This window comes from Prevotella pectinovora, assembly GCF_041323955.1.
Taxonomy (GTDB): Bacteria; Bacteroidota; Bacteroidia; order Bacteroidales; family Bacteroidaceae; genus Prevotella; species Prevotella pectinovora.
Genome location: NZ_JBGLIV010000001.1, coordinates 1820819 through 1836896 on the forward strand (window position 1 = coordinate 1820819; position 16078 = coordinate 1836896).

Annotated in this window: 11 protein-coding genes; all 11 read right to left on the reverse strand. The window is 50.7% G+C overall.

The genetic code is table 11. The annotated features are described in order from the left end of the window. Position 1: 1 nt before the first annotated feature. The 11 genes from ACDC99_RS07315 to ACDC99_RS07365 all read right to left on the reverse strand — a co-directional run bounded on the left by ACDC99_RS07315 (position 2) and on the right by ACDC99_RS07365 (position 15941). Entirely contained in the window at positions 2–3169 is a 3168-nt protein-coding gene (locus ACDC99_RS07315) for a type I restriction endonuclease (protein WP_370756434.1), read from the reverse strand. A 10-nt stretch (positions 3170–3179) separates the two neighbouring features. Next, entirely contained in the window at positions 3180–3377 is a 198-nt protein-coding gene (locus ACDC99_RS07320; protein WP_042520009.1) for a helix-turn-helix transcriptional regulator, read from the reverse strand. Positions 3378–3851: 474 nt separating this feature from the next. Next, positions 3852–4736 (reverse strand): IS3 family transposase, encoded by an 885-nt coding sequence (locus ACDC99_RS07325; RefSeq protein ID WP_042517742.1) that lies wholly within the window; start codon positions 4734–4736, stop codon positions 3852–3854. A 32-nt stretch (positions 4737–4768) separates the two neighbouring features. Next, the gene (locus ACDC99_RS07330; protein ID WP_052484576.1) at positions 4769–5209 is read right to left on the reverse strand and encodes a hypothetical protein; all 441 of its coding nucleotides are present in this window, start codon (positions 5207–5209) and stop codon (positions 4769–4771) included. 938 nt (positions 5210–6147) lie between these two features. Next, complete coding sequence (locus ACDC99_RS07335; protein WP_370756436.1) at positions 6148–7392, reverse strand: ABC transporter permease; 1245 nt, start codon at positions 7390–7392, stop codon at positions 6148–6150. 56 nt (positions 7393–7448) lie between these two features. Further along, a complete protein-coding gene (locus tag ACDC99_RS07340) occupies positions 7449–8627 on the reverse strand; it encodes an ABC transporter permease (RefSeq protein WP_370756918.1) in 1179 nt (392 codons plus the stop codon). Between the two features lie 124 nt (positions 8628–8751). After that, positions 8752–9735, reverse strand: a complete 984-nt coding sequence (locus tag ACDC99_RS07345; RefSeq protein ID WP_042520006.1) for an HlyD family secretion protein — start codon at positions 9733–9735, stop codon at positions 8752–8754. A 724-nt stretch (positions 9736–10459) separates the two neighbouring features. Next, the gene (locus tag ACDC99_RS07350; protein ID WP_231572929.1) at positions 10460–11950 is read right to left on the reverse strand and encodes a TolC family protein; all 1491 of its coding nucleotides are present in this window, start codon (positions 11948–11950) and stop codon (positions 10460–10462) included. Positions 11951–12049: 99 nt separating this feature from the next. Further along, entirely contained in the window at positions 12050–12928 is an 879-nt protein-coding gene (locus ACDC99_RS07355; RefSeq protein WP_042520005.1) for a hypothetical protein, read from the reverse strand. A gap of 190 nt (positions 12929–13118) precedes the next feature. Further along, entirely contained in the window at positions 13119–14678 is a 1560-nt protein-coding gene (locus ACDC99_RS07360; protein ID WP_370756437.1) for an ATP-binding protein, read from the reverse strand. A gap of 138 nt (positions 14679–14816) precedes the next feature. Next, positions 14817–15941: an Mrp/NBP35 family ATP-binding protein gene (locus tag ACDC99_RS07365; protein ID WP_370756439.1), complete on the reverse strand. Its 1125-nt coding sequence runs from the start codon at positions 15939–15941 to the stop codon at positions 14817–14819. Positions 15942–16078: the final 137 nt, after the last annotated feature.

Below are 16078 nucleotides of genomic sequence, written 5' to 3' on the forward strand. Positions count from 1 at the left end.
TTTAATATGCGTAGTTGCGTTGTTGTAAATATTCTGTTGTGATGAGATTATTGATAAACTTGCGGTCTTTGATGTCCGCCCGAATGTGCATCTTCAGGAGTTCCTTGCCAATGATGGCAAGCACATCCTGCTGGAAAGCCGGCACATTGTCGAGCTTGTTGATGTCGAGAAAAATCATTCTGTCGATGTCCTGTTTCATATTTGCCAGGTTCTCCGCAATCTCATATTCCTGTTTAGAGATGATAGGCTTTTCGCGCTTTTCGTTTTGCTCCTCGATGCGTTTGTGTATGCGTACAAACCGCTCGTCGCCCTTGTACTTGCTTTTCAAAATACGGTTGCGTCGGTTGATTTCCCTTATTTTCTTCATCACCTCGTCCATATATTGTATGCTCTCTTTCGCATCAGCCGTATCCTTTGGCACAAAGCCCTTTTTGCGGAAATACTCGCGAAACTCGTCGGCAAGAATCACATATTTGTCCTCCTTTGTGTCGAAGTTCGCCTCAAACTCAGCCTGCACACGCTCACACCGTTCACGGATGTCGTTGACGATGATGCGCATTTCCTCAGGCATTCCTTTCTTGAATTCAAATTCCAACTCAGAAAGCGCAACGTTAATGATGCCCGACACGTCAGCCTTATGCTCCGTATTCTCAAGAAGATTGATGCGCTCAATGCGGTGTGTTACCTCCGTGATAAGCGTAGGAATGGTGCCTGTGGGAAGAGAATCAAGTTTCTTTTTCGTCTCCTCGTCGCCGAAAGAACGAACTTGATTGACAATAGCCTTCGCCTCCGAAAGCGTGTTGCGCAGCTCATACAGACTGTCCTTATTGTCAATCTCGTCAATCTGTTTGCGGAACTCCTCCATATTGTCGGTGGTGAAGTTGAATAGCACACCTTTTACCTGCTTAATCTTGGCTTCCACCTCCTCCTTAGTCACCATCACGTCATTGGCGATATTGTTCTGTCCGGCACCAGCGTCATCAGTAGTGCGGTTAAGTTCACGCAGGTAGCGGTCGTTAGTGGCATCAAAATTCTCCTTGATGTTCACGAAGTCCACCACATAGCCATATTTGAAATCATGGTAAGGGCGGTTGACACGAGTCAAAGCCTGCAAAAGGTCATGTCCGTCGAGAGATCGTCCAAGATACAACTTCTTCAGACGCGGAGCGTCAAAACCAGTGAGAAGCATCTTGTTGACAATGAGCACATCTACCTCCTGTAGCTTTTTGAAACCCTCGATATATTCCTTACGCTCCATCTTGTCACCCTCGTCATGCAGGATAAGCGAAGCCGTCAAAGGTCTGTAACCGGAAGGCAAAACCATCGGTTCAGCTGCCATACCGAGCTGTTCCTCCTTATGGTGCCATATATTCTCCGCATTATGGAACCGATCCTGCCACAGGCGGAACATCTCCCTTGCCTGAAGATTGGTCTTGCAGACAATCATCGCTCCGACAGAATCGTCGTTCTGCTCCCTGCGGAAACGGCGGAAGTCGGATATTATATAGTCGAGCAACGCATTGAGATAGCTGTCATCCTCGATAATCTTGTTGCGGTCAATGTCAGACTTCTTAACCTGCACACTTCCCGCCAGTTTGTCGAGGATGTCCTCTATCTTCTCCTTGTATATCGTCTCAACAGGCTCGCGCATCAGTTTGCAAGTATAGCCGTCAGCGATTGACTTGTCATAATAATAAGTATGGATATAGTCGCCGAAGACGCGCCACGACTCGCGCTCCTCCTTTAGAAGCGGCGTGCCGGTAAGCGCAATCTTCACAGCGTTTTTGTCAGCCTCGAGCAAATTGGCAAGGAAGCTGCCCTTGGGGTTATACCCACGGTGCGCCTCGTCGATAAAGAATATACGTTGAAGGTTGGTGCTGTAGCTGTCGTCAACTTGCACCTTGGCCTTGTCTTCTTTGAACTTTTGGATGTTGACCACCATGATCTCCAACTTGCCTTCGTTGTTCTGTGTGATAGACCGGCTGGCAATGTCCTTCATCAGTTCTTCACGGCTCTTGGCATTATGCACGATAAGACCGCGAGCAGCAAACTCGTCAGTAGCCTGTTCCATCAGGTCGATGCGGTCAACAATGAAATAAAACTTAGCCACAATATTCTTCTTAGCAAAGAAGTCAGTAAGGCTGCGAACACTGTAATAAGCCAAAGCCGTCTTGCCGCTACCCTGTGTGTGCCAAATGATACCACTCTTTACTCCATTATTCAATGTACGGCGGATGGCATAAGAAGCGAACATCTGCTGATAGCGCATAATTTGCTTTTGCAGCGTGGTACCCTGCGTGCCGTCATCCAGTTCCACCTTGCGCTCAACATACGCTATGCCATAGCGAAGCAAGAAAAGGAAACGCTCCTTGCTGAGCATTGAAGTAATGATACGGTTGGTGGGAGTATTGACATCCTTGTTGGTCTGATACTCCTTAAGGTTCTTTATGACCACACAGTTGCGATGCTTCAATACCTTATATTCGTCCTCATCCGTTATTTCATGATAGGGATAATTGGTAACAAACGTTTTGTTCTCCTCACGGAACACATTGAAGAAAGCCTTTCCCTTAGCAGAGCAGCAATAGAATGCACCCTGGATAGGCACACGGCTCTCATTGTCGTACTCCTGATTGTTGGAGAATATCATCAACTGCGTAACGTTGAAGAAGCGGCGGAAGCACGTCTTGCTCATACGGGTGTTTATGCGTTCACGCTCCGCTAAAATACCCTCGTGATTATTGGGCTTCTTCACCTCGATAAAAGCCAGTGGCATTCCATTGATGAAACAGGTGATATCAGGACGGAAATTGTCCTCCGTGTCTTCGTTTTCACAAGTAAACTCCGTGGTAACGTGCCAATCGTTGTTGTCAGGATTGTCAAAGTCAATAAGTTTTATTCCGTTATTGGAAGAAAGCATCTGATACAACTCGCGCCCCAAATCATCATTGTTTGCAACGTTTACAATCTTTGAAAACAACAAAGAGACTTCCTGACTTGACAAAGACGGATTCAGACGTTTGACTGCATTCAGAAAAACGTCTATCAATATATTAGTCTTGGTATCATATGCATTGATATTGTCCAAGTAGGTATAGCCCAACTTGCATAGATGGAGAGCTGCAGGCACTTGTACCCTGGTATTCTCAGTGAAGTAAGGATTTCCCATAAATATAGATTTAGTCAAAGTTAATGATTTCACTTACATTGACATTCAGCAACTCTGAAATTCGCTTCAGTGTTGCCAAATCAGGCTGTGTCGTATTGGTACACCATTTTGAAACAGTAGTCTGATTAACACCCAACTGTTCCGCAAGCCATTTATTGGTCTTTTTATTCTTTACCAATACAAGTTTTAATTGATTTAATTCTTCCATACAGTCACTATATTGCTTTAGATGCAAATATAATGATTTTTAATGACAAAGTAGAGACAAAGAATGATTCTTTAACAAGATGTAACAATAAGAACACTGACTATTCCTAAAATTAGTTGACAGAATTGGATGCGATTAACTAATTAGGTTTACTACTTTTATTCAGTTCTCTGTTTTACTTTACAAGTTCTGTTAGTTGAACTGATTTGTTTTACAAGATTTCATCAGTAAACTGATTTGCTTTACTACCTTCTCGCATTCCAATTGCAAAGTTAATGATTATTCCTTTGATTAGTGCAAGAAATAAAAATATTTCGTAATTTTGCTGTCAGAAGCCGAAGAGGAAGCGAGCTCTGCTGAGGAGCAACTCGCCAGCAATAGGTTTCTGCATCACACTGAAATAGTGGTATGGGCGTTGTCTTTCGGGGCAGCGCCCATTATTTTAGGAGATGCTGTATGGCTAAGAAAAACCTATCAGCTGCCTGTGGCAGCAGGTCTGTTCCATGGATTGCACCAACACCTTTTTTGTTCTCCAACTTCTGTATGTACCGTTTCGGGAGTCTTGTATCCAATGCTCATATGCGGACGTTCTGTATTATAGAAACGTATGATACGAGTCAGTTCTTCCTTACAATTCTCTATTGACGGTATGCTCATCTTGTAGAGCCATTCTGTTTTGATGATGCCATTGGCGCGTTCTGCAATGGCATTTTCGAGAGGATCACCGCTTTGGGTCATGCTTATCATTATATTATGTGCCTTTAGCTCCTTAACGTATGCAGCACTACAGTACTGGCTTCCTCTATCAGAATGATGGATGAGACGGGATGCTGTTTCATCGTCAATTGTTGCCAGTGCCATACGCAGTGCCTCCAATGGGTATATGGTTTCCAAGGTCGGTCCTACTGCCCATCCCACAATCTTATGAGAATAGGCATCCGTGATAAGCGACAAGTAACACACACCCTCAGTTGTTTCTATGTACGTTATGTCACTGACCCATATTTCGTTAGGTCGCATGGGAACCACATCCTTTATCAAGTTGTCATACTTGTGGTAATGATGACTGGAGTCAGTTGTCTTGTAGTGACGACGTCTTTTCAACTGCACCATCAATCCATTGGCACGGAGCAATTCTATGAACGCATCTCGTCCAGGCATACGATCAGTGGATTCAAACAAGCGTTTGACGATGAGGTATAGTTTGGCACAACCAAGTCCAGGGTTATCCTTACGGTATTCTCTGGCCTTCTCCACTATCATGGTTTCTAAGGCATTATCGACAAAGTCATTGTCTGGATCTTCACGGTTGTAGAACGACTGTCTGCTATAACCAAACAGCCTGCAAAGGGTATTCATCGATGCTGGTGAAGACTCTTCGCGGAGCAGACTTACTGTTTGGTGCCAGATTTTTTTCTTATTGGAATATTGAATCGTTCTTCTGCAAGGTTAATCATTGTGTCGTAGGCATGGGCACGTAGTTTCTCTAGTTCTGCCTCTTTTCTTGCTTTCTTGAGCTCTGCTTTCAATTCTCTGATCTGCTCGTCTTTACTTTTGTTTGCCATAGTGTCATCGTTGTTCTCCTGCAAAGATACTAAACGATTTTCAGAAAGATAACGACCTACCCAAGAAAACAGCACCTGAATGTTGGAAATATGATGTTTCTCAACTAATTCCTCAGGCGTATTCTCGCCTTTAAGGAAATCAAGTGCAGCAAGTACTCGATCTTCTTCATCATGAATGTAGCGAGTGGATTCTACCCATACCCATTCATACTGACCTGTCGCTTCATTTAGGACACGATCTCTTTCACGTTTTACTTTTGTTCTCATACACTTTTGTTTTAGGCATCCAAAAGTGTCAAGTTTTTTTAGGGTAAGTCACACTACACTCTCCAATTCACTACTATTATCCCCAATCGGTCATTAGGACGTTTATAGAAATATTTAATGACTGCTTGCAGTCTTTTGTTTTTTATAAGGCGTCTTTTGCTTGTTTTTAATTCGCAATAGCCCGCTATTACTCATTAAAAAACAAACAAAATCCACTCTTCTAAAATTCCAAAATACAAGCAAGCCCTAATGACCGATTTGGGATTATCCACACACTGCCGACTGGCAGGACCGGGAGTGTTTGACGGAAAGGTGTAGGGCAATTGTCCAGATGCCGTCTGGAGGATTTCATACAGTTTTATGACTGCCGGCGAGGACGGAAGTGGAAGGAGAATGATGGGGGGACAGGAAATGGGAAGGGATGGCAGATTGGGGAGAATGCGTTGCCGGGGAAAGGGAAAGGAATAGGAAGATATTGGTGTGATGAAAAAGTGGGATATTGGGCACGGGAGGAGAAGGAAATGTGCCCAGGTGGGGCAACGTGCTTGCCCTTGTTGGGTAACGTGCTTGCCCCACTTGGGCAACGTGCTTGCCCAAAAACGGGACAAAAAACGGTGTAGAGAGGAGGGGATGCGTCACCACCTCGCAAACATATCGAGCGATAAACCATGATAAACAGCAAGTATAATGACAGAAAATGAGAACAAGTCTGATGGAATCAGCCCCCACTCGGTCTCAAACCCATCCTAACATTCCACGTAGGATAACCCATCCTGACCTTCCCAAAGGGCAACCCATCCTAACCTTCCCCAAGGGAAGGAATAGGTTACTCTGGTTAAATGCCATCAGCCCCCACCTAGCCTCAAACCCATCCTAGCCTTCCCCAAGGGAAGGTTAGGATGGGTTGCCCTTGGGGAAGGTCAGGATGGGTTTAAAGGTCAGGATGGGTTATCTTCAGAGGAAGGGACGGTTTTGGAGCGGAGGCGGAGGAGGCGGTGGTGGATGGCATGGCGAGCCTTGGCGATATTGAAGCGGTAGACTTCGTGGGCAAGGACGAAATATACGATTGTCTGGATCCAGAGGGCACGGTATTCGGTGGAGACGTCGGTGAGGGTGGCTCCCATGGAATTCATCCTCACGAAGCCACGGATGCCGAAGGTGGATGGGAAGAGCCACGACACCCCCTGCCAGAAAGCCGGGATGTTGCTCTGCGGCCACGATACTCCCGACATGAAAAGGAGCATGACGGAGGAGAAGACCACAAGGAGCATCACGTTCTCACGATAGCGCATCATTACCGAGAGCGTCATGCTGAAGAATATGCACGAGAGCAGATATGGCAAGGAGAAGAGAGCCAGCTGGCTCAGCGTGACAAGACTGATGAAATTGAAGAAATACGGTACGGCACACAAGAGGTATGCCGCCATCACAACGTATATCATCAGGTATGCCATCGCCTTGCCCCACACGATGCGCATCACGCCACGATAGCGACGGTGGATAGGCACGAGAAATCCGTAGTTGTTCTTCTCCCTCGCCGTTCCTGCCGCCATTCCCACACCCAGGAGCAGCGTCTGCTGGATGATGAGCATGAGCACTCCGGGGATGATGAAGTTGCCATATCCCGCCGTGTTGTTGAATATCGGCACCTCCTGGAAGTCGAGCGGCCGGGTGGTGATCTCGTTCTCGCGCTCGGTGTAGTTGCCCGAGAGCTTCACCTGAATCCTGGAGTTCAGTTCGCCCTGAATAGCCACGCAAGTCTGGAAAATCGCCTTGTAGGCAAGCATGATGCTCATGTCGCAGTATACCCCCACGTGGGTCTGCTCCATGCGGTTGAGCTTGGTCTGGAAGTCCTCAGGAAAGTATACCACTCCGTAGGCATCGCCACGGCCAATGCGCTGGCGCGCCTCGTCGAGACTGTTGCATCGCAGAGCCACGCGGGTGTCGGGCGAGGCGTCTATCATACGGGTGAATTCGCGGCTGGTGTGGCTATGCGAAAGGTCGACTATCGCCACGGGCACCTCGCGCGCCACTTCATTGTTGTATATCCACGAATACAGGAGCGGATATGCCAACGGCACCACGACGAGGAAGATGAGCACGCCCTGGTCGCGGAACACATTCTTGAGTTCCTGCAGGCAGATATAGCAAGTGTCGCGCAGTATGTTGAAAAACTTGTTCATTGTTGTCATTCATTTGGCGTTATCGGAAATCATACATCCACAGAATCCGGGACGCACTATTCCATATACTTATATTCCCTCATCGCCTTGCGTATGTTGCCAGCCACCAGCACCGGCAGCAGCGAGAAGGCAATCATCGCCACGAGGTTGACCCATGCGTAAGAGAGGGGGAAATCATTGAATACGCTCGTCTGATAGATGCGGAAATAATGCCGCAGCGGGAACATCTGTGCTATGCCTTCGATGGCAGGATCCATGGCGAAGACGGGGAACGCCGTGCCGACGAGCGAGAAGCTGAGCACCGCCCACAAGGAACAGGTGCTCATCGACATTCGGAGCGACGGCATGAGTCCGAACATGAATGCCCCGAATCCCTGGGATGCCGTGACGGCGAGGAGTCCGAGCAGGAGGATGTGGAATGTTCCCCCACTGTGTGGGAATCCGAGGATGCCGTAGACATACAGAGAATAGAGGTAGAAGACGCTGAGGAATATCAGCGTCTGCGGCAGCAGCTTGCCGAGCAGCAGCGTCCATTTGTCGCCCCCTGCCACAAGGAGGAGTTTGTGGGCGCGGTTGAACTTCAGTTCCGTGCCGAGCGAATAAGGCGTGAGCAGGAAGATGAAGAGCATGAGGCATCCCGGCACGAGCATCGTGGTGAGATAGAAGTTATAGTTGGTCCACGGGTTCTTCACGGCGTGTAGGTCAACGACGATGGGCTGCAAGAACGCCATTATCTGCTTCTGTGTGTATCCCCTTGCCTGCATCGTGGCAGAGCCGACACCAGCCGAACCGAGCGTCGCTATGGTCTTGAGGTCTTTGTAGAGCAGTGCGCCTGCCGTGAGCGAGGTGTATGAATAATAGAAGGAAATCTTGGGCTGACGTGAGGCGAGCAGCTTGTCGGTGGTTCCCTTGGGGAAATACATGAATCCGTAGATTTCGTTGCGCTGCATCGCCAGTCGCGCCTCGTCCACACTGTTGTAGTATGCCACCACATCGGTGTTCTGGAAGGCGTCGAGCTTACGCGTGAGATTGCGTGTGGTGACGGTGTTGTCGAGGTCTACTATTCCCACCGGCATCTTGTTGGGCTGTCCCTGGTCCATGAGCGAGGTGAAGAACACCATGACGAACATGGGCAGCAGGAACATGCATATCAGATACACCGGCGTGGTGAATATGATATGCAGCTCGCGCAGGAAAACGGCAATGAACCCCGTGCGTCCGGCAGGGGTCTGCATGCCCTCGCCCTGTTCTGCGGTCAGCGGATCTGTATGCTTTGTCTGAGTCATTTTATATCGGGTTGTGGTTTCTCCCCCACCGCTGCCGAAGAGACATGGAGAGGGAGATGTGTGGGGTGGGCAATTACTTTATCACGAGCGTCATTCCCGGACGCAGACCATCGGTCTTGCCCACTGGGCGCGCCTTCACCTCGAAAGTCTTGAGGTCGTATTGTCCGTTAGACTTCGTGGCCTTCCACACGGCGTAGCTGCCCTGGTCTTTGAGGTAGTACACCTTCATCTTGATGTCTTTCTTAAAGGCTGGCGAATATGCGGTGAATTCAGAACCCACCTTCATGCCCGAGAGCTGGTCTTCGCGCACGTTGAAGGTTCCCCACATGTCACTCATCACCGATATGCTCATGATAGGCGAACCGGTTCCGACGAGTTCTCCCACGTTGGGATAGATGTCGGATACCTCACCCTCCACCTGTGCTATCTGCACCGTTTCGTGGATGTATGAGTTCACCTCCTGCACTGCACCACGGGCACGGCTCACCTGTGCGGCGGCGGCAGCGCGCTCCTCTTTGCGTGCGCCCTCCTTGGCCATGTCATACTGGCTCTTGGCAGCCTTCTCCTGTGCCTCGTAAGCCTTGTATGCGGCGAAAGCCTCATCGCGCTTCTGTGCGCTCATCACTCCCTCGCCGAAGAGGCGCTGCACACGGTCGTAGGTCTTCTTGGCAATGTCGAGACCCGCCTTTGCCTGCTGCCAGAGTTCGTAGGCACCCTGTATCTGCTGCTGGCGCGCACCGTTGTCTGCCATGTCTTTCATTGCCGATGCCGCGTCTTCGGCTCCGAGAGCCTGTGCCTTCTTAGCCTCCACTTCGGGAGCGTCGAGGATGGCGAGGGTGTCGCCCACGTGTACGTAGTCGCCCTCTTTCACTCTGAGTTCGAGAATTCTGCCGGGCACCTTGCTCGATACCCTGTATTCTGCCACTTCCACTTCACCCTGAATGATGTCGGGCTGGCTGCCGAGGGTGAAATAGCCTATCAGCCCTGCCAATACGACAACCGCGGTGAATCCGGCGATTGCCAATGCTATACTTTTCTTTTGTGCTTTATTTTCCATTGTTGTTATTTATGTTGCAAAAATTCAGCTCACTATCGGTTTTCCTTAAACCCAAAACGGTCATTAGGCCGTTCAATGTATTATTTTAATACTGCTTGCAGTCTTTTGATTTTTATAAGGCGTCTTTTGCTTGTTTTTAATTCGCAATAGCTTGCTATTACTCATTAAAAGCCAAACAAAATCCATCCTTCTAAAAAACAAAATCCAAGCAAGCCCTAACGACCGATTCGGGTTAAAAGAAGCTTCTCCTAACCTCCACTAAAGGGACGGGACAAGTTTCTCTGCCAATCAATTCAGCCCCCTGTCGTTCTCAAACCCATCCTAACCTTCCCCAAGGGAAGGGACAAGTTACTCTGTATCTTGATTACAGCAAATCAACAACAGCCCCCACCTAGCCTCCCCCGTAGGGGAGGGACAGATACCATCGGCTATCAGTTTATTGTCTGTAGATATCTTATTATCAGTTACTCTGTATCTTGATTACAGCAAATCAACAACAGCCCCCACCTAGCCTCCCCCGTAGGGGAGGGACAGATACCATCGGCTATCAGACTATTGTCTGTAGATACCTTATTATCAGTTACTTATCCGCAAACGGAGTAACCAGCATCTCCCCTACGGGGGAGAACGAGAGGGGGCTGATGACAATTAGCTGTAGTAACCAGTCCCTTCCCTTGGGGAAGGTTAGGATGGGTTTGAGGCCAGGATGGGTTTGAGGTCAGTCCTACATCTGTCCGATAGCTTTCTTGAGGTTCACCTGGGCAATCTTTATCTCCACCTCGGAGTCTATTTTCTGCGACTGCGCCTGCATCCATGCGGTCTGCGCCTCCATCACATCAGTGGTCTGGAGCACACCCTCCTTGAATCCCACGTTGGCACAGCGAAGGTTCTCCTCCGCCTTGTCCACGTTTTTCGTCGCCATAGCATATTTCTTACGTGCCTCCTTGAGCTTGAAGCTGCACTGGCTCACCTGGAGGTCCACCTTCTCCTGCGTCTCGGCGAGTTCGAGTTCGGCAATCGTAGTGGCTGCCTTGGCGGCGCGCACCTTGTAAGTGCCGTCCATCCAATGCCATACGGGGATGCGTACCACCACGCCCACGTTCCAGACGCCGGCGAACTTCCTTGTGAATCCGTCGTACACGTTAGGGTTTGTCATGAGGTATCCTCCCGAGAGGAGCACCTGCGGCAGATAGGTAGCCCTGGCGAGTTTCGTTGCCTGGCGGCTGATGTCCACGGTATTGGAGAGCAGTTCCAGTTCGGGGCGATACCAGTATGCCACGGTGTCGGCACCGTTTACCGAATCCTCTTCGATGGCGATAGCCGAAGCCGCCTCATCGGCAAGCGTGATGTCAGACTCCACAGGCATTCCGCAGGTCTGGCAGAGGAGCATCTTGGCAAGGGAGAGACCGTCTTCCACCTGCGTCACCGCCATCTCCGCCTCGTTCACCTTCACGCTGACCTTGAGTCCGTCAGCCTTGGTAGCCACTCCCGCCGTTATCATCTTCTGCACATCGTCGTCGAGTTTCTGCACGAGCTGCAGGAAGCTGTTGGCGAGGTTGAGTTTATGGCGGAGCGACACCACGGTCCAGTAAGTCTGGTCGATGTTCTGCAGCGTGTTCTGGCGTGCCAGTTCCTCGTTTACAGCAGCCATCTTCTCGTTGATGTCGGCGATATTGTTTGCCGCCGTGATGGCTCCACCCATATATATCGGCTGCGTCACCATTGCCGAAGCCATATACATGGCGCGGTTGTTGGTGCGGAAGCCGTCCACCACATCCTGTCCCAGATGGTTCAGCGTTCCCTGCAGTTTGGGGTCGCTGATGCCGAGCAGTCCGCCGAGCGAGGTGCCGATGTTCTTGAGTGTGGACTTCTGGGTGTTGTTGAGGATTGAAATCTCACGGCTTGAGAATATCGCACCGCCCATCACATCGAGGCTCGGCAGATATTTCGTGCGTGCCGACTTTCTCATCTGTGCCGCCATCTCTCGCTGCACGCGTTTCGATGCGAGCGTCTTGTTGTAGCCCAACGCCATGTCGCGGCAGGTCTGCAGAGAGAGCGGTCCGCCGGCCATCACCCTGCGTGCTGCCTGCACCTGGGGCGACGCCACACGCGCCTCACACTCTATCGTGTGTTGTGTTTCGTGATGGTCCGTCTCCTGAGCCACAGCAGCTGCGGCGAGGAGGGAGAGGACTATCGTTGCTTTTAATCTGTTCATTATGATATAATTATCGCAAGTTGACGAGTTGACGAGTTGACGAGTTGACGAGGAAATTAGCAGTGCAGACTCCTTGTTTACACGTATCTTGTCTACTCATTATTTGAATGTGAAGTTGCGCTGTCCGATGAGGTTGCCGTCGGCGAATACGCTCACACTGTATGTGCCGGGGTTGAGAGTCTCGCTCACGTTCCAGTACATAGTCACCGGAGTCTCGTTGCCGGTATATTCGATGGTCTTCGCCATGGTGTATTGCAGCGAACGGTTTTCATACTTGAACGATCCGCTGGCTCCCATCACTCCACCAGCCGGTGTGGTGATTCTGACATAGAGCTGGCGCTTGCCGTTCTGGGCTGTAACGTTTCGTGTTATGGTGAATCCCACGGTGATGAGCTTGGCGTCCTTGATTTTCTTCACGTTCTTCTTGGCTCCGTTATTCTTCTTGGCTCCCATGGTGATGCCGGTGGCGTCGAGCTGTGCGGCGATTGCCACCTTCTCAGAGAGTGATGCCTTGTCGGAGTTGAGACCTTCGATCTGTCGGGTGGCCTCCTCATACTGTCCCTTCACACGGGTGTTCTCAGCTGTGAGGTTCTGGTTGAGACGGTTGAGGGAGTCGATCTCGAGCACGTAGCTGCGGATTACGGCACGGCATGTGGCAAGCTCTTTCTTGAGGCGTGCTATCTCGCGAGCGTCACTGCTCTTCACGTTTTTGAGTTCCTGCAGCAGGGCTTCGGTGCGTTCCTGTTCGCGGGTGAGCTGTGCCACGATGGAATCGTTGTTGATGCGTGTTTTCATCTCCGAATACTGGTCGGCAAACTGCTGGTATTCGTTCTCCATCTCTTTCTTGTCCATCTCGGCGAGCTCCTGCATCGCCTTGTTAGCCTGTTTCTCTTTCTGCAGACTCATCGTGAGATAAGCTATTCCGCCGAGGAGCAGCACTCCCACTACTACCAATGGTATCAATACTTTCTTGTTCATATTGCTGATGTTTAAATTGTCACTAAATAAAAGCCTGTCTTTCCATTTTGCAAATTTACTTTCTTTTTAGCAACGACTGAAAAAATTTACGTTACTTAATATTTAACTAACATAAAATTATAGGGTTTTAAGGAAAAATAGAACAACATGGAAGCCTGGCTATCCGACAATCGGAGAATAGCACAACAGGTCAGGCTATGCGCCAGTCGGTGATATTGCCGACGGAAGAGTCGAAATTGATGCCCACCTTAGTAATCAGCTTGCCAGAAAGGGCGAAGCGATCGGCATAGTTCTTCAGGTCTATCTGCTTCATGGCAGCATCGGCATCCTTGTTGAGTTTCAGTTCTATCAGGTAAAGGCGGTCGGCAGTCAGCATCACGATATCCACCCTGCCCTTTGGCGTGTGCACCTCCACATCCACCACATAATGAGTGAGCAGCGTGAAGATGATGAAAAGCATCTGCTGATAATGCCCCTCATGATTTGTCACGTTGCAGTATGGCACCGTGGCGAGGAATGTCTGCAGCAGCCTCAAGGCACCGTCGATGTCGTTCTGGCGGATGAGCACCGACATCCGGGCTATCGCCACATCGCCCTGCTCGGCATACGAGCCGTCGAGATAGTTGGGCAGCAGACTCTCGAAGAGCCCCACCTTCACCTCCTTGTTAGGCAGGTCGAGGGTGTATAGCTGGCTTATCTTGTCGTAGCCCTTGATGGTGATATAGCCGCTCTGATAGAGCAGCGGCGTGATGGTCTTCATGGTTTCCGTCGGCGAGTCGAAAGCCGACGACTTGGCACACATCCGCTGCAGGCTCGCCGGCTGCACATTGAATCTCTGCAACATATTGACGAGATATGTGGGTGTGCCCGATGCGAACCAGTAGGAATCGAAGTCTTTGTTGGCGAGGCTGCTGAGCAGGCTGAAGGGATTGAACACTCCCGGCGAATGCGCCGAGAAATGATAGCCGTCGTAATTCTCCTTCAGCTTTGCCACCACCTGCCGCGGCGTCAGCTCGTTGGCCTGAGCCAGACCGGCGATGCCGTCCTGCATGTCGTCCAACAGTTCCGTTTCCGTTATGCCGCAGATGCCGGCATAGTCATCCTTCATGGAGATGTTGCTGATATTGTTCAGTTCGCTGAAGATGCTGAGCTGCGAGAATTTCGTGATGCCGGTGAGGAAGACGAAGCGCAGATATGGGTCGCAGTCTTTAAGCGGACTGTAGAAATTGCGCATGATGTCGCGCATCGCCACGAGTTGTGACTCTTCATGCGCCACATCGAGGAGCGGGGCGTCGTATTCGTCGATAAGCACCACCACCTGTCGCCCGGTCTTCTCATAAACAGCCATGATGAGGTTTGTCAGCCTGAGATTGGGCGCCGCGGAATGGAATTCCACTCCGAAGCGTTCCTCATTCACCTTCAGTATATATAGCAGATACTCCTGCAGTCCCTCCACATCCATGTGTTTGGCCCCTGCCATGCTGAGAAGGACAACGGGATATTCCGTCCATTCCTTTTCCAGCTTCTCTATCGCCAGTCCTCTGAAGAGGTCTCGCCTTCCCTCGAAATAGCTCTGCATGGTGGATACGAGAAGCGACTTGCCGAAGCGTCGCGGACGGCTGAGGAAATAATACGTTCCGGCAGCATGTGCCATGTTGTATATATACTCCGTCTTGTCTATATACAACATATCGTTCTCTCTGATTTTGCTGAACGTCTGTATTCCTATGGGATATCTTCTTCTGGTCATGATCTCGTATCCTCCCTGCTTGATTATAGAACGGTCATCAGACCGCATATCGGGTTTTCATTACTGTCTGCACAGTATTTCAGTTCTCATTCCACTTCCCCTCCCTTCTGCCCCGAGGCATACCGGGTGGGGAAGCCGTCACTCCTTAACGGGCACGATCTTGGTCTTGGGCTGCTCGCGGTTGCGGCGGTTTACCATTGTCACCACTGCCTGTGCGAGATTGAGGAACGCCTGTCCGGTGATGCTCTCCGGATGGCAAGCCGCCGGCATTCCCTTGTCGCCGTCCTCACAGATGCTCTGCACGAGAGGAATCTGTGCGAGCAGCGGGATATTGAGTTCTTCAGCCAATTTCTTGCAGCCCTCCTTGCCGAAGATGTAGTATTTGTTTTCTGGCAGTTCGGCAGGAGTAAACCATGCCATGTTCTCCACCATTCCGAGGATGGGCACGTTCACCTTGTCGTTGCGATACATGTCGATACCCTTGCGGGCGTCGGCGAGGGCAACGCTCTGCGGAGTGCTCACAATCACGGCTCCCGTGATGGCGAGGGTCTGGAGCAGAGTGAGATGGATGTCGCTGGTGCCAGGCGGCGTGTCAAGGACGAAATAGTCGAGGTCGCCCCAGTTGGCGTCGGCGATGAGCTGCTTCAGGGCATTGGATGCCATACCGCCTCGCCACAGCGTTGCGGTGTCGGGATTCACGAAGAATCCGATGCTCAGGAGCTTCACTCCATATTTCTCTATCGGCTGGATGAGCTGGCGGCCGTCCACCGGCACGGCATACGGACGCTCGCCCTCAACGTCAAACATCTTTGGCATCGACGGACCGAAGATGTCGGTGTCGAGCAGTCCCACCTTGTAGCCCAGACGGGCGAGCGAGATGGCGAGGTTTGCCGACACGGTGCTCTTGCCCACTCCGCCCTTTCCGGAGCTTACGGCGATGACGTTTTTCACCTCCGGGAGCAGCTTGCCCACCTCAGGGCGCGGCTTGGACTTATATTCCAGTTTGATGTCGATGGTCATCTCCTTGCCGGAGTCGTCGCCTTCGTGCTGGCTCACAGCATAACGGATGGCAGCCTCGGCAGCCTTGACTGTGGATTTCAGGAACGGGTCGGTGTCGCGGGGGAAGATGAGCGTGAACGACACGCTGCTGCCGGCGATACGCACGTCGTCGGCGAGCATCTCGCTCTCGATGAGATTCTTCTTGGTGCCTGGATACGTCACGGTCTGCAACGCATCGGTAATGAGTTTTGGATATAATGTCATTTCTGTCTTGAATTTATTTTCATTGAAGATAACCGCATAGCAGACTGACCGCGCCGCTGACACGCCCCACACTAAACGGGGATGCCACGCCGGGAATGCCGCGAAACGGCAGGCGCCGCGGACTGTCGCCATACGAA